The organism is Candidatus Viadribacter manganicus, from assembly GCF_001679665.1.
GTDB classification, from domain to species: Bacteria; Pseudomonadota; Alphaproteobacteria; order Caulobacterales; family Aquidulcibacteraceae; genus Vitreimonas; species Vitreimonas manganica.
In genome coordinates this window covers 3,276,135-3,302,749 of the sequence record NZ_CP013244.1, presented here as the reverse complement: position 1 = coordinate 3,302,749, position 26,615 = coordinate 3,276,135, and the positions used below count along the sequence as shown (strand labels likewise).

Below are 26,615 nucleotides of genomic sequence, written 5' to 3'. Positions count from 1 at the left end.
ATCTGGACGGGCGCGGCAGACTTGAATCTGACCGGTGCGCCGACACACATGCGTTGAAACTCGTTGATCGAGGTTAAGGGGCGCTTAAGCCGCCTTGACGCGCTCTTAACACCCGTGGATGCGAAACCGATGAACGCGCCTCTTCCCGTCGTCCGCGACGTGCCCTCTCTGCGAAACGAAATCGCTGCATGGCGCAAAGCCGGCCTGCGTGTCGGGCTCGTGCCGACCATGGGCGCGCTTCATGAGGGCCACCTCTCTCTCGTTCGGACAGCCAAAGAAAAAGCCGACCGGGTCGTGACCACACTGTTCGTCAATCCGCGCCAGTTTGCGCCACACGAAGATTTCGAACGCTACCCACGCGATGAGGCAGGCGATTCCGCCATGCTCGCGAGCGCGGGCTGCGACCTCCTCTACGCGCCCGATCGCGCCGTCATGTATCCTGAAGGCTTTGCGACCAACGTCATCGTCACCGATGTCTCAACGCCGCTCGAGGGCGAGTTTCGTCCGCACTTCTTTGGCGGCGTAGCGACCGTTGTCAGCAAGCTTCTGCTTCAATCGCTGCCCGACGCCGCGTTCTTCGGCGAAAAAGACTATCAACAGCTGCAGGTCATCAAGCGGATGACACGCGACCTCGACATTCCCGTCGCGATCGAAGGCTGCGCCACGGTGCGCGAGAGCGATGGTCTGGCGATGAGTTCGCGCAACGCTTACCTCAACGCAGACGAGCGCAAGATTGCGGCGCGTCTCAACCTTATAATGCACGACGCCATCAAGGCCGCGCGCGCAGGCGCGGCTATCGCCTCAGCAGAGGCGCAAGCATCGCGCCACATCACGGCTGCCGGCTTCACCAGCGTCGACTACATCGCCATTCGCGACGCTGAAACACTGGCGCCGATCACCGATCTTTCCCGCCCCGCTCGCATCCTCGCGGCGGCATGGCTCGGCAAGACCCGGCTCATCGACAACATGGCCGTCTGATTAGAGCGACCGTCAGGCGTATTCCTCCGCCGCAAAGCGCGGAAATTTCCCCACCAAGGCGTTTGTGACGGAACCTGGGCCGGTCGTAGTTAATCCTATCCCCCTGGCGCGACCGGGAGAGCGCGCCAATCGAGGGGAGCTCAACGATGACCCGCAAACGCAAATGGGCATACGCCGTGAGCGCGATCGCAATCGCACTCATGATGACGCCCAACATGGCGTGGGCGCAGGATACTGCACCAGCTGAAGAAGAAGAGATCGTCGTCACAGCGACTCTTCGCGAAAGTTCAATCCAGGACGTGCCGTTCTCAGTGAACGCACAGACGCAAGAAGACATTGAGCGCTCCGGCGCTACGTCACTTGAAGACATAGGCCGCAACGTGGCTGGCATGTCGGTTCAAAACCTCGGGCCAGGTCAAAGCCAAGTCTCACTGCGCGGCGTGTCCGCCGGTCAGATTGTGCGCGACCAGCCGGGGGTCAAAGAACAAGTCGGCGTCTACCTTGATGACTCAGTTATCTCGCTCTCGTTGTTCACGCCGGATATCGATCTCTTCGATTTGAACCGCGTTGAAACGCTGCGCGGTCCGCAAGGCACGCTCTTCGGCTCCGGTTCTGTCGGCGGCACCATCCGCTACATCACCAACGGCGCCAATTCGAGTGACTTTGAAGGCATGATCGAAGGCAACGTCAACTCCGTCACCGACGGCGGCATCGGCGGCCACCTCAAGGGCATGATCAACATTCCGCTTGTTGAAGATGTTCTCGGCCTCCGCGTCGTTGCCTATCACACTGAGTATGCCGGCTTCATCGATGCACTCCGCGAGGGCGGCGGACGCACCGAAGACGTCAATGACGGCACGCGTTCAGGTTTCCGTGCATCGCTCTCGATCACGCCGAACTCAAACCTCACCATCACGCCGCGCATTCTCTATCAACACCTCGAAGTGAACGGCTTCAACCGGCAAGAGCGCTACAACCTCTTTGCCAATCCGTTCACGACGACGCGCCCGGCAGTGACCTTCAGCGAGCGAGAGCAATTCCTGCTGCTCGACGAAGAGTTCAGCGACGAGACGTTCTTGGCCGATGTTTCGGTCAACTACGATCTCGGCAACACTCAGCTGACCTCGATCACCAGCTATCTGCATCGCAACATCCTGGCCAGCCGCGACGCAAGCGCCCTCACCGGCAGCGTCTCGATTGACCTCGGCTTCCCGCCCGCTGCGGCGCTGCTGCCGTCCAACCTTCGCGACACCACCGAGTTCTCGCAATTCACGCAAGAACTCCGCCTGGCGTCGGACACCGACAGCCCATTCCAATGGCTGGTCGGCGCCTTCTATTCGGACGTTGAACGCAATTATCGCCAGCGCCTGCCAACGCCTGGCTACGACGCCTACACCGACGCTCCGGCGCCGGGCGGCTTCGGCCCGGGCACATCGGCGGCAGTCGCCAACGGCTTCCCGGCTAACTCGCCTTACAACTCAGATCTGCCCTACGACATCCGCCAGTGGGCGCTGTTCGGTGAAGGCAGCTACGACATCACCGATCGCTTCAACGTCACGATCGGCGCGCGCTACTACCAATTCGACGAAGCTCGCGACTTCATCTCGGGCGGCCTCTTCGCGAATGGCGACAACCGTCACGACGAGACGTCTTCAAATGGCGTCACGCCGCGCATCATCGCCAGCTACGATCTGACGCCGGATATCGCTTTGAACGTTCAAGCGAGCCAAGGCTTCCGTCTCGGCGGCGTGAACGATCCGCTCAACCTGCCGCTTTGCAGCGTTCAGGACGCGGCGATCTTCGGCGGCTTCCAAAGCTACGAAGACGAAACGTCGTGGAACTACGAAGCCGGCGTGAAGGTCACGCGTTCGCGCTACACCTTCAACGCGGCCGCCTACTACAACGAGATCAGCGATCTGCAAGTCACGCTCGACGCGGGTTCGTGCTCATCGCGCATCTCGTTCAACGTGCCGGACGCACACGCATCCGGCGTTGAAGTGGAATTCGGTTGGGAGCCGATCGACGGCCTGCAACTGAGCTTCGCCGGCGGCTTCGTCGAAGCCGAGTTCGACTCGACCGTCACCACGGGCTTGGGCGCTGTCATCGGCGGCATCCAAAAGGGCAACCGCCTCGCCTCAGTGCCGGAATACCAAGCCGCTGCAACGGCCGCCTATTACTGGCCGATCAATTTCGGCGAAGGCATGGAAGCCTTCCTCGCAGGTTCGGTGCAGCACGTCGGCAGCCGTTACACGCAACCCAGCGATCAGGTCCCAGGCGCAGGCAACTTCGCCTCTGGCCTGCCGTTCGGCGGCGCAAGCGGCGCGGAGATCACCGCACTCAACCTCGAACTGGACGCCTACACGCTCCTCAATCTCAGCGCTGGCATCCAGAACGACGAGTGGGGGGTCACGCTCTTCCTGAACAACGCGACCGACGAAAACGCCAACCTCTCGTTCGATCGTGAGCGCGGCGGCCGGGCGCGTCTGGCCTTCGCCACCAACCAGCCGCGTACACTCGGCTTGACGGTGCGTCGCGCCTTCTAAGCGACAACAAATCAACCTCCTCAAGGCCGCGGGTTCGCCCCGCGGCCTTTTTCTTTGCCGCGCGCCCGCTTAGGCTTTCGCCATGAGCTGGGAAAAAGACCTCGAAGAACTGCGCCGCCGCGAAGCTTTGGCGGAAGCGATGGGCGGCGCCGATCGCGTCGCGCGCCAAAAGACCTCCGGCAAATTAACGGCGCGCGAACGCGTCGACGCCCTGCTCGACAGAGGCTCGTTTCACGAGACTGGAAAGATTGCCGGCAAAGCCGAATACGGCGCCGACAACGAACTCGCGTCATTTCGCGCAACGCCTTTCGTGATTGGCCGCGGCGAAATCGATGGACGCCCCGTGTGCGTTCAGTCCGACGATTTCTCTGTACGCGGCGGGGCCGCTGACGCGGGCATCTGGCAAAAGCTCGTCTTCGCCGAGCAGATGGCCAATGAATATCGCATGCCATTGATCCGCATGGTCGATGGAACGGGCGGCGGCGGCTCCGTGAAGATGCTGGAGAAAGATCCACGCACCTACATTCCGCAAACGCCAGGCTGGGAATGGGTCGTCGCCAACATGGCGAGTGTGCCGGTCGTTGCGTTGGCGCTTGGCCCGTGCGCCGGGCTCGGCGCGGGCCGCGTCGCTGCGAGCCACTACAGCGTCATGGTGCAAGGGCTAAGCCAAGTCTTTGTCGCCGGCCCCCCTGTTGCGCGCGCGATCGGCGAGAACGTCGACAAGGAAGGTCTCGGCGGCGCCGACATCAACGGCAAGAACGGCGTCGTCGATGACATCGTCACCAGCGAAGCGGAGGCTTTCGCCGCAGCGCGTAAGTTCCTTTCCTACTTACCAGCCTCCATCCACGAATTGCCCGCACGCATCGAACCACGCGACGTCCCCGATCGTCGCGAGGACACTCTAGTCAGTATCGTGCCACGCGATCGCCGCGTGCCTTACAAGATGCGCAGGATCATCGAAGCGTCCGTGGACGCAGGCTCATTCTTCGAAACCGGTCGCCAATGGGGACGAGGCCTCATCACCGGGTTTGCCCGCATCGACGGGTACAGTGTCGCCGTGCTCGCCGGCGATCCGCACTTCATGGGTGGCGCATGGACCGCCGACGTCTGCCGCAAACTGATCAAGCACGTCGATCTCGCGCAAACCTTCCACCTTCCTGTCGTGCACTTCGTCGACTGCCCAGGCTTTGCCGTCGGTGTGAAGCATGAACGCGCCGCGACCGTGAAACTTGGCGTCCAGGCAATGGCTGCGGTTTATCAAGCACGAGTGCCCTGGTGCTCGATCGTCGTGCGCCAAGCTTTCGGGCTCGCCGGCTCGGCAATGATGAATCCGACGCGGACGAAGCTCCGCTATTGCTGGCCGAGCGGCGATTGGGGATCGCTTCCCCTCGAAGGTGGCATTGAAGCCGCATTCAAATCCGAACTTGAAGCGCACCCCGCCCCCGAAACCCGCCTCGCCGAAATCCGTGCTTGGGCCGAAGCCTTGCGCTCGCCATTCCGCACGGCTGAAAGTTTCTATGCCGAAGAAATCATCGATCCTCGCAACACGCGCCCGCTGCTCTGCGAGTGGATAAACTTGGCCCAGCGCGTTGGTGAAACAGGCCCCAGCAGCTTTGGCATGCGTCCATAAGAGCCGCGGGGAAGCGCTTACCGTCTCTGGATAAACTCGAACCACTCATCGCAGCCGGACAACGCGTCATCGCAATCGAAATGCACCCGCCGTAATCATCGCTACACCAACAAGATCGTCTTCGGAGATCTCGCTGGAATGCTCGCACCGACCGAAACCGGGATGGGCGACGCCTACGTCGACCTGATCAAGCGCTCGATCACGAATTATGGCTACCTGGGCGGCGACGTTCCCTTCGAGAACTACCGCTGTGTCATTCATTACGAGCTCACCGAAGCTCAATGGAAGATCGACCCCATAGCGCGGCCGATCACTTTGCTCAGCAAAAAGCAACTCGACCTGATCGAGCAATGCGTGCTCTCGATCGAAGCGCGGGGCGTCCCGGGCGATTTCATCGAGGCCGGCATTTGGCGCGGCGGCGTCATCATCTTGATGCGCGCACTCTTGGCCGCCAACAATATCAAGGCTCGCAAAGTTTTCGCCGCTGATTCATTCGCCGGCATTCCAAAGAACGTCAGAGCTAAAGGGGATCCCGTCGATCAATGGCGTGATCGCTGGATCGCGCCGTTGGATGAAGTGAAACAAAACATCGCGCGCTTTGGTCTGCTCGATGATCGTATCGAGTTTGTGCCTGGCTTTTTTGCCGACACCTTGCCCCATATCGGCGATCAGAAATTTGCGTTGATGCGACTGGATTCAGATTCTTACGACTCCGTCGAAGAATCCCTCGTCTACCTTTACCCACTGCTTTCACCAGGCGGCATCGTCATCATCGATGATTGGCATCTCATCGGCTGCAAAACCGCCGTCATGAACTATCGCGCCCGCCATGGCATTACCGATGAAATCAAAGTTCACGACAGCAACGCTTACTGGATCAAAAGCTAGCACAAACAAAAGGGCCGCCGGCTATCGCCAACGGCCCTTCCTTTTTCGCTTCTCGTTAAGCGTTACGGCGTCGTCGTCGCCGGAGCCGGCGTGGTCGTTGCCGGAGCTTCCGTCGTCGCCGGCGTTTCAGCCGGTGCGTTCGCCGGAACAGCCGCCGCTTCGCTCGGCGCTTGGATGCGCGTCAGAGCGGCGATGTCCACGCCTTGCGGCACGACATAGTAGATTTCGCGGTTGCGCGAGCCACCGGCCTGCGTCGCGTCATCGTTATAGACTTCGTACGTGACCCAATCGTCTTCACGCGTCGCTGGATTGTCGAGGTGCGCGGCGCCGAGGAGTGCGTCCATCGGATCGTACACTTGGCCAATCACGTTGGCTTCTTCGCCCGTATAGACCACGCGGAGCGCTTGGCCGGCCGGGGTTTCGCCCGTCTTGCCGATCAGCAGTGCGCGCGGCTGACGACCCGCATACGGATAACCGACTTGGTAGCAATACTGGTTCGAAACAACGCGCGGCTCTACCGCCATCAGCGGGCCATTCACAGTGAGGCGGCTCGCCGACATCACCGGCGGGATCGCTACAACGGCTTGGCCGATGATCGAGGTGATCGAGTCAACTGACGTGTCCGAGCAGTTCTCAACGTAAAAGAACGGACGCGCCGTCAAATCGACGACAGAGTACTGCAGGCCGGCGAACGATGCGTTCGGCAGTGCATTGAGATCGGTTTCAACAGCGCTTGCGGCGCCCGCGATCAGCGGAGCCACTTCGCCACCTGTGATCGCTGCGAAGCGATTCATCGGGTTGGCGCCGAGATCTTGCTCGAGCTTCACGTTGACGTTGGAACCTTCGCCATCGGCAGTGACGGTGTACGTCACGCGGCCGGTTGCGCCGTCAGCGAACGCGACCGGTGCGGTCACAGTGTCGCCTTCGGTGGTCGGGACTTCAGAAATGGTCACGCCTTCAACAACCGTCGCGCCGACTGGCGTCGAAGACAGGCGGGCCAGAACGGTGGCGGCAGGACGCTCAATCTCAAGCGTTTGGCTGCGGCTAGCGGTCTTCGGACCCAAGAAATAAAGCGCAGCGCCAAGTCCCAGCACCACGACAACTACGATTAAAAGTGTGCGTCCCACAGCGGCCATTTGTGCCTGCCCTCCTTCGGCTTCTGCCCCCTCGGCGGCGTTTCCCTACCAAATCGGCTGAGCTGACCAAACCGAAATTGTGGGAGGCAGGGTTGCGAACCCGTCTTTGAGAGCTTTTCCAGTGCGGCGCCGCATGCTCTAAGGCCGTGATTCAAGGGAAGGAACGCCTCGAAATGAGCAAAGGCGTCACATACGGAAGCTATCTGCGTTTGCCGGAACTTTTGGCGGCCCAGACACCCCAAACCGGCGAACACGACGAGCTTCTCTTCGTCATCCTGCACCAGACCATGGAACTTTGGATGAAGCAGGCGATCCACGAAATCGGCGCCGCCCAACGCGAAGTGCAATCTGGCAATCTCGTTCCGGCCTATAAACATTTGGCGCGCGTCTCGCGCATCCAAGCAGTGATGACCCAAGCCTGGGACATCCTCGCGACGATGACGCCAGCCGATTATCTCAGCTTCCGCAATCTTCTCGGCACCAGTTCAGGCTTTCAATCCGCGCAGTTCCGCGTCCTCGAATACAAACTCGGCATCAAGGATCCGAGCTTCCTCAAATTTCACGAGGACGGCGGCGCCGATCGCAAGATGCTGGACGAGGCGCTAAGCGCCCCAAGTCTCTATGACGACGTATTGCGCCAACTTGCGGGTGCGGGCTTCAACGTTCCCGCATCATCATACAACCGCGCCTCAGGCGCGCCCTATGAGCCAAGCGACGCGGTCGAGACCGCATGGCTCGCCGTCTATCGGGACACCACTAAGTATTGGGCGCTTTATCAGCTCGCGGAAAAGCTCATCGATCTCGATGATGCATTGCTGACCTGGCGGCACAAGCATGTGCTCACAGTAGAGCGCATCATCGGACGCAAGCGTGGCACCGGTGGCACCGAGGGCGTCGGCTATTTGCAACAGACGCTGACACGCCGCGCCTTTCCTGAAATTTGGTCGCTTCGGACGAAACTATGAAAAGCTACAAGCACCTCTTTTCACGCGCGCTCGCTTCGTCGCCCGGCCGCATCCACTTCGCGGCGCACTCGCACCATCTTTGGCCCGACGCCTCCTGCGAGGGCCACATGGCGGCGTGGGACGATGGCGTCGCGTTGGCCGACCGCAAGTGGGAGAAGGTGTTCGGCGAAGTTATCCCCGAGGCGCAGCAACATGTGGCCGACGAGCTGAAACTGCCGGACCGGCGCACCATCGCCTTCAGCGCCAACACCCACGAATATCTCGGCCGCATTTTTACCAGCAAATGGGACCACAAGACGATCGACATTCTCACCACTGACGGTGAGTTTCATTCATTCCGCCGCCAGAGCGCACGCTGGGAAGAACGAGACTTCGTCAAGCGCCGCATCGTGCCGTGCGAGCCGTTCAACACTTTCACCCAACGCTTCCTCGCAGCCATGCGCGAGCAACCCGCCGATGTAGCTTTCCTCAGTCACGTGATGTTTCGCTCAGGCCTACGGTTCGACGGCGTCGAAGAACTCGCCAGCTACGCTTCGCCCGATGGCCCATGGGTTGTACTCGACACCTACCATTCGTTCATGGCCATGCCGTGCGATTTCTCGCGCGTCGCCGACCGCGTCTTCCTCATGGGTGGCGGTTATAAATACGCGATGGCCGGTGAAAACGCCGCTTACCTACACGCACCGCACGGCTACGCACCGCGCCCGACACAAACCGGCTGGTTCGCCGATTTCGGCGCCATGGAGGGCAAGCAAGGCGAAGTGGGATACAACACCGATGGTTCGCGCTTTCTTGGCGCCACCTACGATCCAACCGGCCTTTATCGCTTCAACGCCATCCGCCGCATGCTAGCCAAAGAAGGCTTGAACACAGCGACCATCAGCGCACATTGCGGAGCGCTGCGCGCACGGATGGTCGAAGCGATCGAAGCCGGGATAGCTGGCAAAACGCTGCGCGGCGCCCAATTGCTGAAGCCGAACGCCAGCGGATCTCAGTCGCGCTTCATCTCACTGCGTCACCCGAGGGCCGTTGAGTGGAAGTCGCAGCTCATGGCGCAAAACATCATCACAGATGCGCGCGACGATATCTTGCGCATTGGCCTCGCGATCTATCACGATGAAGCCGATGTCGACGCGTTCTGTGCGGGCGTTGCGCGCGTGCTGGGCTAATTACCAGGCGCCGAGTTCGACCAATTGCCGGCGCAAATGCTCCGGCAGATCGGCCCCGCCCTGTGCTTCTCCAAGATCGGCGGGCGCATCCTTTGGATCGAGATAACGCCATCCCTGAAACGCACGCCGCGGCTGCGGCACGGTGCGGTAGAGATGCGCGTCCAGATAGAGCCCGCAACGCTCACCGTGATCGTCCGTTACATCATCGATGGCGATGATCTTCTGGCGCACCGTCACAACGCCCTTGATGACCCAGTAAAGAGAACCACCCGCAAGCACGTCCTGGATCCGCTTCGGCCACATCCGCGTGCCGCAGACGGGCGCCACGATCTTGCACTTTTCTTTCTTGGCGCGCTTCAGCTGCCCGACCTGCCATTCGGCGAGATCTTCAACGCTATCGGCGCCGACGCACAGTTTCACGATATGGACAGTCATTGGCTGCGGCCCACTTAGTTGCCGTCGGGATCATCTGCAACGGCGCGTGTAGCGCGCATTAGCGCCGCCACCTCCTGCGCCATCGGCTCCGGGCTCCCCGCCAAGCCCTGTTCAACGCCCGCAAAATCCGCTGCGCTTTTATTTTGCGAGAGCTTTCGCTTTGCTTCGACGCGCTCAGCCTTCAGCGCAACGCCAACAATGCCGCGCAGCAATGCATCGATGTAGGCGCGCGGCGCATCGCCAATCGCCCAAGGTTCAGCGCGACCGCTCTCGTGCAGTTGGGAAAGTTTTGCCACGACACGTTCGATGCGCGCAGCGTCTTCGAACCATTCCACCTGCCCGGTGATATGCACCGCCTCATAATTCCAAGTCGGCACCGTCTTTCCGTTCTCCGCCTTCGAGGGATACCAGGACGGCGTGACATACGCTTCAACGCCGCCAAGCACGATCAGGCCTTTGCCAGGGCCACGCTTCCATTGAGGATTGGCGCGCGCGATGTGGCCCATCGCGATCCCACTTTCCGCATCCCACAAGATGGGCAGATGGGTCGCGACCGGCCCAGCGTCGCTATCTACCGTAACCAACACTCCGGCCCAGCGCCGCGTAAGGCGCCCGATCAGCGCATCAGCGTCATCCGTTGCAAAGTGCTCCGGGACGTACACGTCACTCCGCCGCGACTGCCGGCGCCGAAGGCGAAGTTTGCTGACGCGCCGCCCATTCTGCCTTGATCGAGGCGCTGGTTTTTCGCGAGCCATCCGGGCTCCAGCCTGGCGGGCCAAACACATATCCCAACACGTGACTAAGCTTCTTCGCGCCCGCCACGTCGCGCGCAATGGCGAGCCATTCGTGAAACGCGACACGGAGCGGGTTAAACGTCCCCAGCTGACTCACGATGCCATAGTGCGGCTTCTCTTTATCGTCTTCGCGAACGAACGTACCGAAGAGGCGATCCCAGATGATCAGCACGCCAGCGTAATTAGCGTCGAGATATTTCGGGTTGGTCGCATGATGCACGCGGTGATGCGACGGCGTGTTCATCACCCACTCGAGCGGCCCCATTCGCCCGACCAATTCGGTGTGGATCCAGAATTGATAAACAAGGCTGATGCCTGAGAACATCACCACCATGAGCGGCGGAAAGCCGAGGTATACGAGCGGCAGCCAGAAGATAAACGTCAACCCAAGCGCGCCGGTCCAGGTCTGCCGCAGCGCCGTTGTCAAATTATAGTGCTGCGACGAGTGATGGATGATGTGGCTGGCCCAGAAGAAGCGCCGCTCGTGCGCAATCCGGTGAAACCAATAATAGGCGAGATCTTCGGCAAAGAAGCACGCAACCATCACCGACCAAGTCCAGCCGAGATTGAAGAGGCGGAACTCATAAACGGCAAAGTAAGCCAGCAGCGCCAAGCCACCGAACATGATGCCGAACACGCGATTGCCGAGCCCCATCATCAAGCTCGTGGCGCTATCGCGATATTCGTAACGCCCCTTCTTGGTCAGCTTCACCACGATCATCTCGATGATGATTAGCAAAACAAAGCCAGGCACCGCATAGGTGATGATGGGCGGGATTTCGAACGGCGTTTGCGGGGGTGTCACGTGGCGCCTCCTCCGCCACTGAATTCATTCAGCCATGCGGGCAAGTCATCGATCCGCATTTTTAGGGGCGGGAACCCAACATCTGCAAATGTTGCGCTGAGCCGGCTTGCGGCAACATTCACACGCACCGCCTTCGCAGATGCGAAACGCGCGCTCACATCGGCGCCCATAACGCGCGCCACCATGACCCGACCGTCGGACAGACGCGCCAGCGCCGCGCGTCCGTTCTGTGCGATCACTGCGCCGTCGACACGCACGCCTTCAGCTTCCGCCAGGCGAACCAGCTCACCTTCATCGATCCGGGCCGACATCCGAAAGCCAAGCACCGCGGCCACGACAACCATCAGCAGAATGACGGCCGCCGAGCCGCCGAGTTCAATCAATTCTGCAACGCCGAATGGGTTCTGCATCAGCCCGCAAGCCCCAACACGATCACCAGAACCGTAAACGTTGACGCGACGATGAACGCAAAGTTGAGCATGAAGAACGTTCGCCAAACGGCCGACCACCAGCCGAGCGCGTACGCTCCTTTCAGATGGAAGTACATGTGCACGGGCAGCGCCAATAATAGCCAAGCCGAAGCCCAGCTGATCCAGGGTATTTCCCCCAACAGCACCACGGCGGAGAACAAGATTGCCGCGAAAGCCAACGCATAAAGCGCGTACGCCATGTGGTCATAGAGCGTCACGCCGCGCTTCCACAAAAACAACAGCGCGATAAACGGCAGCGAGAGCGGCGCCAACAGGAAAGAGAACTTCGAGGCCGCATCTTGCACCTGATAGAGCGCCAGATCGGGGTTCGCGAACTTCCGCCGAACGCGTTCATTCAGTTCTGAATTGGCATTGCCGAAGACGACGAAATTGTCGTTCTCGGCGACTTCACGCATCCCGTCTTGCCACGTCTCGACATCGTCGCCGGTATCATCGGCGGCTGCGGGCGGCGCATCCGCCGTTGGCGCCGCGCCTTCGGTTGTCGTTGCCGGAGCCTCCGCCGTCGTCGCGGGCGTTGAGAGCGAGGGATCGACGGTGACTTGCACCGGAGTGTTTGCGCGCGCCTGCGCCCGCCGCGCTTCACGCGCCTGCGCCTGCGCCAATTGACGCTCGGATCGATCCACTTCCTGTTGCGCCAAGCGCACCGCGTTTTCCGCCAGCGTCACTTCGAGGCCGGCGGGCTCATCCGGATCAGGGTGCGCGCGCGCATTCGCCAACTCGGTCTGCGCCTCCGCGAGCCCCGCACGCGCCTCGTCCAAGTCGCGCTGCGTAATGTGAACGCTACTGTCGCGAATGTTCGTCGGCGCCTGGATCGTCGAGAAGGCGAAGAACATGAGGAAGATCGCGAACAAGAACATCGTCAGCGGCGCCAGGTAGCGCGCACGTTTGCCGTAGACGTAATTGCGCGTGAGCGTTCCCGGCCGCACGATCAACATCGGCACGGTACGCCAGGCTTTGGTGTCGAAATTCCAAAGCCCGTACATGAACTCGCCGATGACGCCGGAGAGTTTGCGATTCGGGTGCGCGTGCTGGCCGCAATTGGAGCAGAAGCGTCCGGCGATCGGCGCCTCGCAATTGGGACAAGAACCACCGCCCCGCGGGCCGCCCTCGCGACCCTCCAGCGCTGCGCCTACCGCGCCTGCCGTCGCCAATGCGCCGGCTGCTTCAATTTCCCCGCTCATGGCTCAGAGTCTTCCCGCGCGGAGCGGACAGGATCAAGCCCGCGCGTCGCGCCGAGAAGGGCCTTCTGCGCCAGTTTCGCCGTCCAGGCGCGGCAGGAAGCCCAATTCACCACGGGCGACAGCCGCGGGCTCGCGCCTGGGAGCCGCTGCCGGGGCGCATTTCTTGGCGTCGCAGGTCAACGCTTCCAGGCCCTCGCCCTCAACGGCAAGGGCGGCCAAGCCCTCGGCTTCCTCAATGGTGCGCGCCCAAACATAAACTGCCGCAACGGCTGTATCGAAGCGCTTCGGCCAATTCTTCGCACGGCGGTCCAGACGGGCTTCGACTACCACCCGCCAGAACGGCATGTGCGGACGCACAAGCTTCACACGATAAAGGTGGGCCCAGATCCGGCTGAGGCCGCGCTTTAGCTTCACGAATTCCACTCCGGCTTGCGCTTCTCAAGAAACGCGGCGAGCCCTTCACGACCTTCAGATGATGCACGCCTTTTGGCGATCCGGCGAGCCGTTTCCTTCAGTACACGATCATCAATTTCATCAGCCAGGAAGCGCACCAGCGATTTTGAATCAGCCACGGCGCCCGGCGCAGCGGCCAACGCCAATCCTGACAGATGCTCCATCATCGAAGCCAATCCTGCCATATCGTCGACGGTGTACTGGGTCAGGCCGATCTTTTCGGCATAGGCGCCGTCAAAGGCTTCCCCGGTGGCGAATAGCGCACGCGCCATGCGCGGACCGATAGCTTCCACGACGTAAGGCGAGATCGTTGCCGGCGTGAGGCCGAGCCGCACCTCGCTGAAACGGAACTTCGCGTCCTTGACCGCAACGGCCACATCACACGCTGCAACCAACCCCGCGCCGCCGCCCATGGCTGCGCCATGAACAAGCGCGACAGTCAGTTGAGGCAAATCGTGCAGGTGCTTCAGCATGCGCGCCAGTGAAAGCGCGTCCGCTTCGTTATCCGCCTCGGTGCGCTCACCACCGCGCTTCATCCAGTCGATGTCGGCGCCTGCACAAAAGGTTTCACCCGCCCCGCGTACAAACACAGCACGGACGTGATCGGCGCCTTTCAGCGTCTCGAAATGCTCGCTCAGATTGGCGATCATGAGTTCGTCGAACGCGTTACGCTTGGCAGGGCGATTGAGCGTGAGCACGGCGATGCCTTCGCCTGACACCTCAAGCAGCACTGGTTCCGGTTCGAGGCTCATGCGACGGCTCCCAAAATCCGGACCAGCGCTTCTGAGCGCTCTTCTTCCGGCGTGTCATAGAGGTTTAGGCTCTGAACCCCCGCAAAGAAATACTCGAAGTCCTCCGGCGGTGTCGCATGCTCGATAAAGACCGGCACCAGCCGCTTTTTGTAGCGATCGGCCAAATAGATCTCGCGCTTCACATGATCGCTCTCAAAGGCGGCCTGCGAACACATAACAACCACGCCGCCTGCCGCTTTGATCGCACGCACGATTTCACCGGCCCAGCCGTCGCCTGCGCTGATGCCTTGCTGGTCCAACCAGAACTTGCGTCCCGCGCGCTTAGCGCCTTCGACCAGGGGCAGCACCATCATGTCATTGGCGCGCGCGTAGGACACAAAGACCGCATCTGCGCTTGGCGTTGCGCCACGCGGACGCGCTCGCGGCTTGTGCGGATTGCGGGGCTGACGCGGAGCAGCGTCCGTACTCGGCTTGCGCACGAAGAAGCCGCGAACGATCAAGCCAAGCACCGCGAAGAACAACCCGATTGAAACCACGAACAGCCAGAGCGTGACGCCACTTGGCAAACCGTAGCGAACGCCGAAGCCATCTATTCCAGCCAGGAGTTCAGGCCACCCGCCTGGCGTCGGTCCAATTCGGTTTGCCAGCCAGATCGAACCGCTTGCGGCGAAGGCGAGCAAACCGGGCAACAGCAATATTGGAAACAACACCGCGCCGAGAGCGCCACCGCCGCCCGAGTCTTTGGCTTGCACCGGAGCAGGCGGCGCCGCAGGCGTCTGAGCGTCGGCGGGCGCGCTGTCGTCGGATTGTTCAACCGCTGGCGAGCGCATAACGTCTCGCACTGCATCAGCGACTTCATTCCACTTGAACTCGCGCGCTGCTTCGAAGGTCGCATCGACCGCGGGCAAGTCGCGAAGCCCAACCGGCGCGATCCCGTGATCAAGCTTCACAACCACGAGACGTCCCTGAGCCCATGCATCCAGGGCCCTCTGCTCGAGGCGCAAACGTGCGGTCGCGAACGTCAGCGCCTGCGAAACAAGCAGAACGTAAGCATCGCCATTGCCGACAGGCTTGAGAGCGGTATGGCCATCGTCCAACTCGCAGAACTGGCCGCGTCGCTCGATAATTGTCTCAAGCGCTTCCGCCGTTTGTCGGTCGGATGGGGCGTGGGCGAGAAATACGGTCATGGGGCGGTGTTTAGGCCCCCGGCGCCCTGCCCGCAAACCTGCGTCGGCGCCTAACCCACACTTGTTCTCATTGCGCCTTAACAATCGGCTCCTATCCTGTGGCGAAGCATGAAGCCGAGCCTCGTCGAAGCGACCCCGCTGGAGGGTATCCCACCTGACGTCCTGACGGCGTTGGACGCCCTGGCCGAGTGGTTCTCGGTTCCTGCAGGCTGGCCGCTCATCACCGCAGGCGAGCCCCCGGACGGCGTTTATTTCCTCGTATCTGGATCGCTTGCCGCCTTTAGGCCAACCGATCGCGGCGGCCACCAGCTCCTTGGCTACATCCGTCCGGGCGAACCGGTTGGTGAAATGGCGATGATCGCGCGCGAACCGCACTCAGGCGCCGTATTCGCTATGCGCGATAGCGAAGTTCTGAAATTGCCGCCGGGCGCCTTCGATCTGCTCGTGCACGCACACCCGGCGATGATGGAGCATATCGCCCGCATCATGCTGGCGCGCGCGCGTTCAACCGGCAAATCAAGCCCGCGCTCCGACCCCAAAGTCTACGCGATGATCTCAACATCGCCGACGATCGACATCGAACTTCGCGCACGCACACTGCAGGCAGCGCTCAAGCGCCTCGGCGCACGCGCGGTGGTGATCACCGAAGCCGACGTGCTGGCGATCTCCAGCGAGGGGATGAACAGCGCTTGGTTCGATGCACTTGAACAGAAGAACGACGCGGTATTTCTAGTTTCCCCGATTGCCGACACACGTTGGTTCCGCACCTGCATCCGCCAAGCCGATCGCATCTGGTTTTTCGCCCGCGCTGATGCACGTCCCTCCACGCCCATCTTACCGCCAGAGGAGCCCTCGCCGGCCCGCCAGTTTAGACTCGTTGACGTCGTGCTGTTGCATCACGGCATGGATCGGAAGGCGGCGACCACCAACGAATGGCGAGTCGCCTGCGATGCTGCGCGCCTCTTTCACTGGCGCGGCCTGGAAGACGAAGACGCTGCGCGGCTGGCGCGTGTTATCGCACGCCGTTCGATCGGACTTGTGCTATCCGGCGGCGGGGCCCGCGCTTACGCCCACATCGGCGTAGTCAGAGCTTTGCGCGAAGCGGGCCTGCCTTTCGACGTCATCGGCGGCACCTCAATGGGCGCGGTGGTGGCCGCTTGCGTCGCGATGGGCTGGTCTAACGAAGAGATTGAGCAGCGGATTTCAAAAGCCTTCGTTGAGACCAATCCGCTCGGGGATTACGTGCTGCCGGTCGTCGGGCTCGTACGCGGCAAACGTGTTGATGATCGGCTCGAAGAAAACTTTGGCGAGACGCTGATCGAGGATTTGGAAGTGCCGTTTTACGCGGTCTCCACCGATCTGGTTTCCGGCACCCCACGCATCCATCGAGGGGGCTTGCTGCGGCGCGCCCTGCGCGCATCGATCGCATTACCTGGCATCCTGCCGCCTGTCGTCGATGGCGATCACGGCTTGCTGGTGGACGGCGCGGTGCTGCGCAACTTCCCGGTCGATACGATGCGCGAACTGCATCGCGGCCCGATCATCGGTGTCGATGTCGCCAGGCGAGACGGGATCGACATCGAAGACTTCCGCGCTCCGCCCGGCTTCTTCGGCTGGATAGCGGCGCATGGCATGCAATCGCCGCCTCCGATTGCATCCTTGCTCATGCGCGCAGCGACGTTGACGATCGATCCCTGGGAGGGCCGCTCTGGCGCTGACGTGCTCATCGCGCCGGAAATGCCCGACATCGATATGCGTGATTGGAAGCGCTTCGATGATGCGGTCACAGCTGGATACGAGTCGGCGGTTGCTGCGCTGCAACGCCCACATGGCCTGTTCCAACAGCCCGAGAAAGATACGATTGGTTCGCTTGCGGGTTGGTCGTCGCTGGAAACAGCTGATTAGGCTAGCGCTCGCGCGCTCGTTTTGTATGGTCCGCCCGAATCCAGAGGCGTTTTCATGCGTATCGTATTGCTCGCGGCCGTGCTGGCGCTCAGCGCTTGCAATCAATCGAACATGGCAGCGTCAAACGCTCCAGGTTGCGCGAGAAGTGCAACGCATGAGATCAACTGGACGACCGAGGGAGCGCCCGACACAATCACAACGCGCTCAGAAGGGCCCACTTGCGCGCAGGCTGCCGTCACTTTCGTGGCGCGCGACAGCGCGGGCAATCCGTTGTGGACGTTCGCCTCTACCTATTACGACATGACCGCCGGCGGCATTCCGCCAGAAGGCGCGCCCGCCATTTCCGACGAGCAAATGGACACCTTTCTGGCCGGCTGGGCCGACGTCTCGACCATGCATTCGGGCGAACTCCCCGAATGGCGCGAAGGCGTTGCAACGCTGACGCAGAGCGCAACGACATTCGCATATGACACGCCGTTCGAGCGCGAGACTTACGAGATGCTACGCGCACGCAATCTGCCGATGATCTGCTACGCGGCGGCCGTGGAGGCGACGCAATGCCTGCTCGTGGATCCAGCCTCTCATGCGCCGACCATGATCGTGGCGTACGGCCCGTGATCCGCTTTCTCTTCATCGGCGCACTGGCGTTTGCCGGCGCGTGCACGCAGCAACAGGCTGGACGTTGCGATTTCACGCACAGCCGCGAGATTGCGTTCAGTGGCGGCGCCGAACCAGACCGTGTCACCGTGCGTACCTTTGGCGTCGCTTGCGATAAGGCGATTGGCCTCTACGAAATCGCTGACGGCGAAGGTCACCCAATCTGGGCATGGGCCTCGCCTCTGCCGCGGGCGTTCGGCGATGTGTTCACCGCCGACGAACCAGAGCGCGTCGAGGCATTCCTGGAAGAGTGGTCCCAGCCGGCAGTCGAGACGACGTCTAGCGCGCCACCTTTTGGGGAACTTTATCCGGGCCAAACGACGCTCGATGAACTCACATATGCCGACATCCAGGCTCGAGACTTGCCGATGTTATGCCACTTTTCTGGAACAGCACGGCAGACGTGCGTGTTTTGGGAGCCTGCAGCCGGTGGCGCAGGACATTTTTTTGATCGTGACGTCGAGGAGACGGTGGAATGAAGCGAATTGGCGTAAGTTTGATGGCGCTGGGTTTGATCGCGTGCACGCCCGCCCCTGCGCCAGAAGCGCCGACCACCTCCACCGAGATTCCTGTCGCCGGCACATCGGTTCGCGCAGGTTGCGATGCGAACGCCACGCGCGATTGGTCTGCGGTTGGCAGCCAATACTATATCGTCGAAGCGGAAGCTCATGGCGCAACGTGCCCCGAGGCCGTGGCGACGATCCGCATCAAGTCGACCGAGGGCCAAGTGTTGTTTACGCACGACTACCCGATCCGGGATGTGTCGCTCGCCTTCCGCCCGAACAATGATCAAACCGGCCTCCGCGATGAAATCGACTCGTGGACACAGAATGTTTCCGAGACCGGCAGCGCTGGCGAATTGCCGGTTTGGCCTTCGGGCGCCGCGCGGCCGCCAGGCTTCCAGCCAGCTGTTGCGCGCAACGTTTACGAACAAGCGCGTGGCAATCAGAGCGCCCTGTTCTGCTACCCCGACGGCAGCGAGAGCAATGCGTGTGTCGCGGTGTCTGGAACGACGGCGACGCTACTGGGCTCAAAGACGCCCGAAAGCGACTAGTTCGCGGTCAAGAAAATCGCTCGCGCGGATGTGAGTTCGAGATAGCAAGCGATCCGATCCAATTGCTCGCCTGAGCCGCCGCCGTATTCGTAGGCGCGATACTCGCATTCGGTCTCGCGCCACGCTTTCGATGCTTGATTTGCGGTCGCCAGCAGCGCGCCATCGACGGCGTCTGCGGCAGTGATGCGCGCGGTTGCTTCCGCGATCAGTTCATCCCAAACGTCAGCCTCGGCGCCGCGATAGAGCACATCCGTCATGGAATTTGATCCGCCTTCAGCTTCGACACAGGCGCTTGTCACGAGCCCATTGCACCGACCAAGCGACGCGCGATCCGCGCCGGCTTGCGCGACGCACTTCAGCAGAATTTGCGGGTCCGACTGCAATGCATCAGCGCCGGCAGGCGCCGTTGCGCACGCAAGCAGGCCGAGCGCAAGTGCGAAGATGAGGCGCCGCAATTTCGCCTCCTATCGTCAGCCCGCCGCGCACGTTCGCCAGATGCACCACATGTTAGCCAAGGCGCTTGCGGAGATTTGCATCTTACCTATCTTGGTTCTCCCGGCGGCTTGCGCCGGCTTGTTTAAGAAAGGAGGTGATCCATGTCTCATTGTCACTCTGTAGGGGCATTGTCGCAGGTATGGACCACCTCGGGTGGGATCATCGCTTAAGCTTTGCCCCGCACGGGACAGACAATGGAAGGGCTGCGACGGGAAACCGTCGCGGCCCTTCGGCTATATTGACACTGCCGCGGTGAGGTGCGGACGAACTATCTTCGCTTCTTAGCAACCTTCTTCTTCGTGACTTTCTTTTTGGCGGCATTCTTCGCGCGCGTTTTCGCCGCCTTCTTGGCCGCGGCCTTGCGTTTCGCCTTCTTGGCGGGGATGGGGCCATCGGTTGTGTAATCCGGTCTGCCTTTGCGCTTGGTGGACGCGAAATCATCCAGCTGATTTTCGCTCATGGAATCGTACATCTGACGCGATGCGCCTTTGAGATCCGCGCGCTTGGCCTCGCCACGCTTGGCCGCGAGAGCTGCGCCCGCCGCCTTCTGTTGAGCTTTCGATTTTGCAGGCATGAATTCCTCCTCCGCGCTCAATGCGCGCGAGCGAGGCGACGTTCCAAAAAATTGGGGGCGGGATTGCTCCCGCCCCCGGCTCACCAGCCAAAGGAAATTTGGATTAGGCCTGGACCAGCGCCGGCTTAGCCCGCGGCGAGCGCCAGAGACCGTAAGCGGCCATCAAGACGCCAGCAATGCCCGGCGTGCCAAGCGCGGCGGCGCCAGCGTAGTCAGCCACATCGCCCACGCCGGTGATCAGCAGCGAAACAGCTGTGCCTGTGAGGCCGAGACCGCAAAGCATCAGCGCAGCGAGACCAAGGCTTTCGGCGCTCATCGCCTTCGACGCCGGCATGACGACTTCACCGACGGTTTGCTCATTCTTGAATTGGAACTTGGAGAACAAGCTCTTTTTATCGACCGGTTTGCTGCAGCGCGGCGCGATGGGCGGCTCAAAATCGAGGCGCGCGACGGGTTTGGCGTGCGCGGTGGTGATCTCACCATCTTGTTCGACAGCTTCGTCTGCAATCACTTGCGTCAGCAACAGTGCTTCCGTGGCAGGCTCGCTGCTGAGAATTTCAGTTAGACGCTGGGCGGCCTCCTGCTTCGGTTGCTGAGGAGCGATCGTGCCGACTTCCGGCGCTGGCGTGTAGGCGACCGGGGCGCCGAGGATCATGGCAGCGTGATCGAGTTGGGGACGCACAAACACTGACGGTGCGGCGGCATAAGGCAATTGTTTCAAGAAGAGCGCCTTCTCGGCCGCGCGGCGGCAAACGAGTGAATCGATAATGGCGAGCTCACCCCCGACATCGCTTTTGCGCCACGCTTCCATCGCACATGCGGCGGCGAGGTAATCGTTGGCGTTGACGCGGCGCAGGACTTGGCTCTTGGAGAAAGCTTCCGAGCCGACGGAGAATGCGAAAGAAACCAGCGCATCAAACTGGGTTTGCGTAAGCGGCTGGGTAACCAGCGTATTCACCAACGTCTCGAACGTAGCGAGATCGCCAGTCAGTAGCTCGATCGCTTCGTTTTCATTAACAGCTTCGCCCGGTTGCTCGGTGCGAACGTGGCTGTAGCCAACGACCCAGCCGCCAGTCGGCAGCTGTTTCGGTTCGGCCTGAAAGCCTTCGAGCTCTTGGATGAGAGCGAGGCCGTGGGCGGAAATGGCATTCGTCATGGGCTTTGCCTTTGTATTTCTCACAGCGCCGTCCCGTTCCGGTGCTGGTGGGACGGCGGCTTTCCCCTTTCAGGCAAGTGCGGCGCCAACGACGCGTCAGCGAGGTGAACGGCCGTTAGTGATGAACGCTCCGCCCGCGCGATGCTTGACGCTCGGGGCGGATTCTGTCTGCTAGCGCGTGCGGAATGGCGCCGCGGGGAAGCCACGGCATGGCGACATTCGAATATGTGAGCGTCTTGCTCTCGATCGTCGTATCGCTGGCCTTCACCCACCTCCTCGCGGGCGCGGTGCGCCTCATCCAGGCGAGGGGCGTGAAATTCTCCGTGGCCTATGCGGGCTGGTTTTGGTTGCTGCTGTTTTGGTGCATCGATTACTGGTTCTCAGTCTGGCATCTTCGCGACGCAAACATGGTTTGGTCACTCGGCTTCGTCGCTTTCCTACTGCTGATGGCGACGGTGCTCTACGTCGCGTGCGGCTTGGCGACACCGGGAGATCACCAGTCATCGCAGGACGCGGACCTCAATGCGTTCCACAACGCCAACCGGCGAAAATTTCTCGCCGCCCTCTTCGTTTATCAAGTTCTCAGCATCTTCGGAAATTTGGCGATCGGCCCGCTGCAGGCAGCGGCATGGGTCAATATCGGTCAACTGACACTGATCGGCGCGGCATGGCTCTGGGGTGGATCGCGCACACAGATTGTGGCCGTGGCGCTGATGTGGCTGCTGACCGGCTGGTACGCTTACACATTCATTCCAGCGCTTTGATGGGACAAGACATGAAGTTTGACGAAGTAATCCTGGGGCGCAGGAGCATTCGCGGTTACAAACCCGATCCGGTGCCTCGGGCCCTGATCGAGGAGATTATCGGTCTTGCGATGCGCGCGCCCTCATCGATGAACACGCAACCGTGGAATTTCTACGTCATCACTGGCGAACCTTTGAACCGCATCCGCGCGGGCAACACTGAGCGCATGATCGCTGGCATCCCGCAGTCACGCGAATTTCGCACTGGCCCCGCGTTCGCTGGCCAGCACCGAGAGCGCCAGATCGGAGTCGCCAAGCAATTGTTCTCGGCAATGGGCATTGCGCGAGACGATCAGGAAAAGCGTCAAGATTGGGTGCTACGCGGATTCCGGCAATTTGATGCGCCGGTGTGCATCATCGTGACATACGATCGAGTGGTGGACGGTAGCGACGACACGCCGTTCGATTGCGGGGCGGTGACGACGGCGCTGGTGAACGCGGCCTGGTCGCGCGGGCTCGGCACCGTGATCAACAGCCAAGGCATCATGCAATCGCCGGTGGTGCGCGAGCATGCCGGCATCGCCGAGGACCAAGTAATCATGAAGAGCGTTGCGCTGGGATGGCCCGATGAGAGCTTTCCGGCCAATGCAGTCGTGTCTGAGCGCAAGCGCGTCGATGAAGCGACGGTGTTCGTTGGCTTCGACGACTAGCTCAGCAGAATAAGCGTTGCGAGACCCAAGAAAGCCAGGAAACCGACGATATCGGTCACGAAGGTGACGAACACCGAGGACGACACCGCGGGGTCGGCGCCGAAGCGACGCAGCGTCAGCGGAACGAGAATGCCAGCAAGGCCGGCGCAAGCGAAGTTGATGAGGATCGCCAGCGCCATCGCCAAGGCCAGAAGCGGCATCTGGAACCAGATCGAGACAACGACCGCGAGAACGACGGCGAAGATTGCGCCGTTCGACACGGCCGTCATGGCTTCGCGCAGAATATAACGCGGCGCGTTGCCTTCAGTGAGATCGCGCGAGGCGATGGCGCGCACGGCGACTGCGAGCGCTTGTGTGCCGGCATTGCCACCCATCGAGGCGACGATCGGCATCAACACGGCAAGCGCGATCAACTGATTGATCGAGCCTTCGAAATTCGAAATCACCCATGAGGCGATGATGGCGGTGCCGAGGTTCACCAACAGCCACGGCGCGCGGGCGCGCACGGATTTAAAAACGCTGTCGGTCTGCGCAGCCTCGCTAACGCCGGCGAGCTTCAGCAAGTCTTCTTCGCTTTCTTCACTGATAACATCGACGATGTCATCGACCGTCACCATGCCTTTGATGCGCCCCGCACCATCGACGACGGGTGCTGAGGCCATGTGATATTTCTGGAAAGTCTGCGCGACCTCTTCCTGGTCCATCTCCTGACGGATGAGGATGAGCGGCGAACGCATGATGTCGATCAACGGCGTTTCACGGCGGGCGCGCAGCAGGCTGGACACACGCACAGCGCCGATAGGACGCATCAGGGCGTCGACAACGTAGATCTCGAAGAACTCATCCGGGAGTTCGGCCGAATCTTCGCGCATGCGATCGATGACGTCGCCAACGCTATCGCCTTCCGGTGCAGCAACGTATTCGCGCTGCATGAGACGACCGGCCGTCTCTTCTTCGAACGACAGCGCCTCTTCGACCGCAAGTCGGGTGTCCTCGTCGGCGGCGGCCAGAACCCGGCCGAGCTGCTTTTCGTCGATGTCGGCGGCGACAGCGGCGGCGTCGTCGGTGTCGAGCTGGCCGAGGGCCCGGCCGACGTAGTCGTTCGGCAGTTCGGGCAGAATTTCTTCACGTCGCTCCCAGGAGAGCTCGGCAAGGAATTCAGGCGGCAGGTAGCGGCCCACCATCTTCGCGATGGTGCGAGCCGTCTCGAGCGGCACGTGCTCAATGACGTCTGCGATGTCCGCCGGATCGAGATTGGCGAGCTGACGGCGCAGCGCCGGACCATCATGGTCGCCGGCGGCAGCGATAATGTTGACGATGAAGTTGGCGTCTTCGGACGGCGCATGGCGCTGTTCCGCCGCCGGTTCGGTCTCGGTGTTCATCGGCGGGCCGCTTCACAGGATGGGACGAATAGGTTCGTGCCTCCCAAAACGCCGCGTTGCGCCTCGCGTCAACCCCGCACGCGCAACAAAGTTCGCTTCGATGAAGTTCGGATGACGATGTCGGATCGCGACAGCTAGGATCGTTCTACGGGCGCGAACAAGGAGACGATCCATGAAGGCCAATGCATCAGTTTGGGTTGGGCGCGTTCTGAGCGGGCTTTTCGTGCTGTTCATGCTGGGCGCTTCGGTCACGCCAAAGCTCATGGGCATGCCGGTCGCCGAAGAGATCATGGCCGGGCTCGGCTGGCGAGCGGGCTATGTCTTCTACATCGGCATTCTCGAACTGGTGCTGACGCTGCTCTACGCGTACCGGCCGACGAGCATGCTGGGCGCGGTGCTGTTCATGGGCCTACTTGGCGGCGCGATGGCGACGAATTTGCGGGCCGACCAGCCGCTGTTCAGCCACACGCTGTTCAGCGTCTATCTCGGGCTCATCATGTGGGGCGGGTTGTGGCTGCGCGATGAGAACCTGCGCGCGCTGTTTCCGTGGCGGCGCAAGGACGCTTAGTCCGCGCTCATTCCGGCCAGAACGATGTCGATCATCTTGTGGGCATTCTTTTCCCAGAAGGGCTTGGCGTACGCCGACATGGCGACGACGGCGCGCACGATGTCCAACGGGCTGACATCGAGTTTGATCTTTTGGGCTTTCAGAACTGCGCCCGCTTAGCCCATCGGGCTCCGGCGAGACATTTTCGATCGCAGAGCGATCGAAAATGGTGCGCTCGAGAGGACTCGAACCTCCACGATGTTACTCGCTGCCACCTCAAGGCAGTGCGTCTACCAATTCCGCCACGAGCGCATTTAGGGCCGGGGGGTTACCAGACCCGTTGCAAACGAACAAGGCCCGGGTTGCGCCCGGGCCTTGTGGATCAGACCTAAGCCTGCGGCTTAGTTGCTGGTCAGCTCAGAAATCGACAGGACGGCCGGGGCGTTGCCCTGGCTGTAAGTGCCGACCCAAATGTCATAGAGGCCGGTTTGCGGGTTATCGATACGCAGACCCGGGTTCATGCCGTTGAAGCCACCGTCGTCCTCACAGAGCCATTCGCCGTTCGGCGTGCGGACAACGAGGGTGGTGTCGGCGTTCGAGTTGGCCGAAATGACCAGCGGAAGGCCGGTGTTGCCGGCGGTCCAGTAGAGGTCGAAGTCCGGGTTGTTGGCGATAAAGCCGGGGCATGCTGCGCCGAGTGCGGCGCGCGAATCGATCGGGCCGCCCGCAACGAGCTGGACATTGTACGGATCAGGTTGGAAGCCTGCCGCGAGGCGGACGTTTCCGTAGGTGGGCGCACCTTGCCAGTTCTGGGCCGAAGCAACGCCGGCGGTCAAAGCAACGGCGGCTACCGCGATCGCAGCGGCTATACGCGACTTCATCGTCATAAGATTCCCCGTTTGAGTGCGCACCGGGCTCTGGTGCGCAATAGCAATCTGGCGTCCCGCGCCTGAGCCCAACATGAACGGTTGTGCAAGATTCCGTCTAGCCCCAAAATTTTAGGCGGCGGCGTTAAATTCGTGAACGTCCGCGGGTTCCGTGACGGTGATGCAAAGGCGGTCGCCCTGGATGGTGATTTCACCTCGCGCGATAGGATGGCCGGCGGCGAGGATCCAGAGTTCGTCGGATTCCTTAGTGTCGAGCGGGATCACCGCGCCCCGGCCCATGCGCAAAAGCTGTTGCATCGGCATCGAGCAGCGGCCGAGCACAACGGAGAGCTCGATATCGACATGGTGAACTTGGCTTTGAGCAGACACGCGACGACCCCATTTGATTCTGCTCTAGTCCAACCTGAAAGGGTTGCGAGCGTGTGAACGAATGATCGGCTGGGCGGTATCTCCTGGAATTGTGGACTACGAAGCCGCCGTGGCGGCGATGGAAGCACGCGCTGCGGCCATCGCGAACGGCGAGGCCAGCGAACTCATTTGGCTTCTGGAACATCCTCCGCTCTACACGGCAGGCGTCAGCGCCAAGGAACACGACCTACTCGCGCCGGACCGGTTTCCTGTTTTCCGCACCGGACGCGGCGGACAGTTCACCTATCATGGCCCCGGCCAGCGCGTGGCTTACGTTATGCTCGATCTACGCGAACGCGGTCGTGACGTGACCAAGTTCGTCACCGATCTGGAGCGCTGGATCATCGGCGCGCTCGAGGCGTTCAATGTCAAAGGCGAAATCCGTGAAGGCCGTGTCGGCGTCTGGGTGGAACGCAAAGGCCCGGGCTGGGCGCGCGAAGATAAGATTGCTGCGATCGGCGTACGGCTGCGCAAATGGGTGAGCTTTCACGGCATTGCGTTCAACGTCGAACCCGACTTGGAGCATTTCTCCGGCATCACGCCATGCGGAATCTCAGCGCCACAGTACGGCGTGACAAGCCTGGTCGATCTTGGCTTGCCCGTAACGATGAGCGATGCCGACGCGGCGTTGCGCAGTTCTTTTCATCGTATTTTTGGACCGACGGGACTTGCTACGCCCCCGGCCTAGGC

At 61.4% G+C, this 26,615-nt stretch carries 28 protein-coding genes, 1 tRNA gene and 1 pseudogene; 14 read left to right on the top strand and 16 right to left on the bottom strand.

From position 1 onward, the window contains the following. The first annotated feature begins 129 nt into the window (after window positions 1-129). The 4 genes from panC to ATE48_RS16915 all read left to right on the top strand — a co-directional run bounded on the left by panC (window position 130) and on the right by ATE48_RS16915 (window position 6,039). Window positions 130-978: a pantoate--beta-alanine ligase gene (gene panC / locus ATE48_RS16930; protein WP_066773632.1), complete on the top strand. Its 849-nt coding sequence runs from the start codon at window positions 130-132 to the stop codon at window positions 976-978. A gap of 146 nt (window positions 979-1,124) precedes the next feature. After that, a complete protein-coding gene (locus ATE48_RS16925) occupies window positions 1,125-3,521 on the top strand; it encodes a TonB-dependent receptor (RefSeq protein WP_066773630.1) in 2,397 nt (798 codons plus the stop codon). Between the two features lie 82 nt (window positions 3,522-3,603). Further along, window positions 3,604-5,151, top strand: coding sequence for an acyl-CoA carboxylase subunit beta (locus tag ATE48_RS16920; protein WP_066773628.1), 1,548 nt, complete (start codon window positions 3,604-3,606; stop codon window positions 5,149-5,151). A gap of 138 nt (window positions 5,152-5,289) precedes the next feature. Next, window positions 5,290-6,039, top strand: a complete 750-nt coding sequence (locus tag ATE48_RS16915; RefSeq protein ID WP_066773626.1) for a TylF/MycF/NovP-related O-methyltransferase — start codon at window positions 5,290-5,292, stop codon at window positions 6,037-6,039. 62 nt (window positions 6,040-6,101) lie between these two features. Here the strand turns inward: ATE48_RS16915 and ATE48_RS16910 are convergent, their stop codons facing one another. Further along, entirely contained in the window at window positions 6,102-7,175 is a 1,074-nt protein-coding gene (locus ATE48_RS16910; RefSeq protein ID WP_066773623.1) for a hypothetical protein, read from the bottom strand. A gap of 149 nt (window positions 7,176-7,324) precedes the next feature. On the opposite strand from ATE48_RS16910, the gene ATE48_RS16905 reads away from it, so the two are divergent. Next, the gene (locus ATE48_RS16905) at window positions 7,325-8,140 is read left to right on the top strand and encodes a tryptophan 2,3-dioxygenase (RefSeq protein ID WP_472286826.1); all 816 of its coding nucleotides are present in this window, start codon (window positions 7,325-7,327) and stop codon (window positions 8,138-8,140) included. Next, window positions 8,137-9,309, top strand: coding sequence for an aminotransferase class V-fold PLP-dependent enzyme (locus ATE48_RS16900; RefSeq protein ID WP_083197430.1), 1,173 nt, complete (start codon window positions 8,137-8,139; stop codon window positions 9,307-9,309). The genes ATE48_RS16905 and ATE48_RS16900 overlap by 4 nt, the downstream gene beginning before the upstream one ends. On the opposite strand, the gene ATE48_RS16895 is transcribed toward ATE48_RS16900, so the two are convergent. Genes ATE48_RS16895 through ATE48_RS16860 form a run of 8 tightly spaced genes read right to left on the bottom strand, consistent with a single transcriptional unit; the run spans window position 9,310 to window position 15,407 of the window. Continuing rightward, the gene (locus ATE48_RS16895; protein ID WP_066773619.1) at window positions 9,310-9,744 is read right to left on the bottom strand and encodes a DUF1489 family protein; all 435 of its coding nucleotides are present in this window, start codon (window positions 9,742-9,744) and stop codon (window positions 9,310-9,312) included. It lies immediately after the preceding gene. Window positions 9,745-9,758: 14 nt separating this feature from the next. After that, window positions 9,759-10,406, bottom strand: a complete 648-nt coding sequence (locus tag ATE48_RS16890) for an FMN-binding negative transcriptional regulator (protein ID WP_066773617.1) — start codon at window positions 10,404-10,406, stop codon at window positions 9,759-9,761. A 1-nt stretch (window position 10,407) separates the two neighbouring features. Continuing rightward, window positions 10,408-11,343, bottom strand: coding sequence for a sterol desaturase family protein (locus ATE48_RS16885; RefSeq protein ID WP_066773615.1), 936 nt, complete (start codon window positions 11,341-11,343; stop codon window positions 10,408-10,410). Then, window positions 11,340-11,753: a hypothetical protein gene (locus tag ATE48_RS16880; RefSeq protein WP_066773613.1), complete on the bottom strand. Its 414-nt coding sequence runs from the start codon at window positions 11,751-11,753 to the stop codon at window positions 11,340-11,342. Before ATE48_RS16880 ends, ATE48_RS16885 begins: the two co-directional genes overlap by 4 nt. Beyond that, window positions 11,753-13,015 carry a DUF3667 domain-containing protein gene (locus ATE48_RS16875; RefSeq protein ID WP_066773611.1) on the bottom strand — a complete coding sequence of 421 codons (1,263 nt, stop codon included), beginning with the start codon at window positions 13,013-13,015 and terminating at the stop codon, window positions 11,753-11,755. Before ATE48_RS16875 ends, ATE48_RS16880 begins: the two co-directional genes overlap by 1 nt. 33 nt (window positions 13,016-13,048) lie before the next feature. Then, window positions 13,049-13,429, bottom strand: coding sequence for a hypothetical protein (locus ATE48_RS16870; RefSeq protein ID WP_156767832.1), 381 nt, complete (start codon window positions 13,427-13,429; stop codon window positions 13,049-13,051). After that, window positions 13,426-14,220 carry an enoyl-CoA hydratase-related protein gene (locus ATE48_RS16865; protein WP_066773604.1) on the bottom strand — a complete coding sequence of 265 codons (795 nt, stop codon included), beginning with the start codon at window positions 14,218-14,220 and terminating at the stop codon, window positions 13,426-13,428. The genes ATE48_RS16870 and ATE48_RS16865 overlap by 4 nt, the downstream gene beginning before the upstream one ends. Beyond that, the gene (locus tag ATE48_RS16860; protein WP_066773602.1) at window positions 14,217-15,407 is read right to left on the bottom strand and encodes a toll/interleukin-1 receptor domain-containing protein; all 1,191 of its coding nucleotides are present in this window, start codon (window positions 15,405-15,407) and stop codon (window positions 14,217-14,219) included. Before ATE48_RS16860 ends, ATE48_RS16865 begins: the two co-directional genes overlap by 4 nt. A gap of 108 nt (window positions 15,408-15,515) precedes the next feature. Here ATE48_RS16860 and ATE48_RS16855 point away from each other — a divergent pair, with 108 nt between their 5' ends. The 4 genes from ATE48_RS16855 to ATE48_RS16840 are packed head-to-tail and all read left to right on the top strand — an operon-like array spanning window position 15,516 to window position 19,023. After that, the gene (locus tag ATE48_RS16855) at window positions 15,516-17,312 is read left to right on the top strand and encodes a patatin-like phospholipase family protein (RefSeq protein WP_066773600.1); all 1,797 of its coding nucleotides are present in this window, start codon (window positions 15,516-15,518) and stop codon (window positions 17,310-17,312) included. Window positions 17,313-17,366: 54 nt separating this feature from the next. Further along, on the top strand, window positions 17,367-17,930 hold the full coding sequence (locus ATE48_RS16850; RefSeq protein ID WP_066773597.1) for a hypothetical protein: 564 nt from the start codon (window positions 17,367-17,369) through the stop codon (window positions 17,928-17,930). Further along, window positions 17,927-18,448: a hypothetical protein gene (locus tag ATE48_RS16845; RefSeq protein WP_066773595.1), complete on the top strand. Its 522-nt coding sequence runs from the start codon at window positions 17,927-17,929 to the stop codon at window positions 18,446-18,448. Before ATE48_RS16850 ends, ATE48_RS16845 begins: the two co-directional genes overlap by 4 nt. Beyond that, window positions 18,445-19,023 carry a hypothetical protein gene (locus ATE48_RS16840; protein WP_066773593.1) on the top strand — a complete coding sequence of 193 codons (579 nt, stop codon included), beginning with the start codon at window positions 18,445-18,447 and terminating at the stop codon, window positions 19,021-19,023. The genes ATE48_RS16845 and ATE48_RS16840 overlap by 4 nt, the downstream gene beginning before the upstream one ends. On the opposite strand, the gene ATE48_RS16835 is transcribed toward ATE48_RS16840, so the two are convergent. The 3 genes and pseudogenes from ATE48_RS16835 to ATE48_RS16825 all read right to left on the bottom strand — a co-directional run bounded on the left by ATE48_RS16835 (window position 19,020) and on the right by ATE48_RS16825 (window position 21,248). Beyond that, the gene (locus tag ATE48_RS16835; RefSeq protein ID WP_066773591.1) at window positions 19,020-19,478 is read right to left on the bottom strand and encodes a lysozyme inhibitor LprI family protein; all 459 of its coding nucleotides are present in this window, start codon (window positions 19,476-19,478) and stop codon (window positions 19,020-19,022) included. The genes ATE48_RS16840 and ATE48_RS16835 overlap by 4 nt on opposite strands. 434 nt (window positions 19,479-19,912) lie before the next feature. Beyond that, window positions 19,913-20,092: pseudogene (locus tag ATE48_RS20500) on the bottom strand (DUF3008 family protein); the annotation flags it as partial. Window positions 20,093-20,195: 103 nt separating this feature from the next. Continuing rightward, on the bottom strand, window positions 20,196-21,248 hold the full coding sequence (locus tag ATE48_RS16825) for a lysozyme (protein ID WP_066773589.1): 1,053 nt from the start codon (window positions 21,246-21,248) through the stop codon (window positions 20,196-20,198). 209 nt (window positions 21,249-21,457) lie between these two features. Between ATE48_RS16825 and ATE48_RS16820 the strand changes: the two genes are divergently transcribed. Beyond that, complete coding sequence (locus tag ATE48_RS16820; RefSeq protein WP_066773587.1) at window positions 21,458-22,012, top strand: hypothetical protein; 555 nt, start codon at window positions 21,458-21,460, stop codon at window positions 22,010-22,012. Window positions 22,013-22,023: 11 nt separating this feature from the next. Next, the gene (locus tag ATE48_RS16815) at window positions 22,024-22,701 is read left to right on the top strand and encodes a nitroreductase (RefSeq protein WP_066775312.1); all 678 of its coding nucleotides are present in this window, start codon (window positions 22,024-22,026) and stop codon (window positions 22,699-22,701) included. On the opposite strand, the gene mgtE is transcribed toward ATE48_RS16815, so the two are convergent. Beyond that, complete coding sequence (mgtE, locus tag ATE48_RS16810; protein WP_066773585.1) at window positions 22,698-24,083, bottom strand: magnesium transporter; 1,386 nt, start codon at window positions 24,081-24,083, stop codon at window positions 22,698-22,700. The genes ATE48_RS16815 and mgtE overlap by 4 nt on opposite strands. A gap of 172 nt (window positions 24,084-24,255) precedes the next feature. On the opposite strand from mgtE, the gene ATE48_RS16805 reads away from it, so the two are divergent. Then, window positions 24,256-24,651, top strand: coding sequence for a DoxX family protein (locus ATE48_RS16805; RefSeq protein WP_066773583.1), 396 nt, complete (start codon window positions 24,256-24,258; stop codon window positions 24,649-24,651). 206 nt (window positions 24,652-24,857) lie between these two features. On the opposite strand, the gene ATE48_RS16800 is transcribed toward ATE48_RS16805, so the two are convergent. The 3 genes from ATE48_RS16800 to ATE48_RS16790 form a co-directional block, all read right to left on the bottom strand. Further along, a tRNA-Leu gene (locus ATE48_RS16800) sits at window positions 24,858-24,942 on the bottom strand. Window positions 24,943-25,031: 89 nt separating this feature from the next. Continuing rightward, on the bottom strand, window positions 25,032-25,511 hold the full coding sequence (locus ATE48_RS16795; RefSeq protein ID WP_066775309.1) for a hypothetical protein: 480 nt from the start codon (window positions 25,509-25,511) through the stop codon (window positions 25,032-25,034). Between the two features lie 117 nt (window positions 25,512-25,628). Continuing rightward, entirely contained in the window at window positions 25,629-25,886 is a 258-nt protein-coding gene (locus ATE48_RS16790; RefSeq protein WP_083197428.1) for a FliM/FliN family flagellar motor switch protein, read from the bottom strand. Window positions 25,887-25,947: 61 nt separating this feature from the next. Between ATE48_RS16790 and lipB the strand changes: the two genes are divergently transcribed. Beyond that, window positions 25,948-26,613: a lipoyl(octanoyl) transferase LipB gene (gene lipB, locus ATE48_RS16785; protein ID WP_066773582.1), complete on the top strand. Its 666-nt coding sequence runs from the start codon at window positions 25,948-25,950 to the stop codon at window positions 26,611-26,613. Window positions 26,614-26,615: the final 2 nt, after the last annotated feature.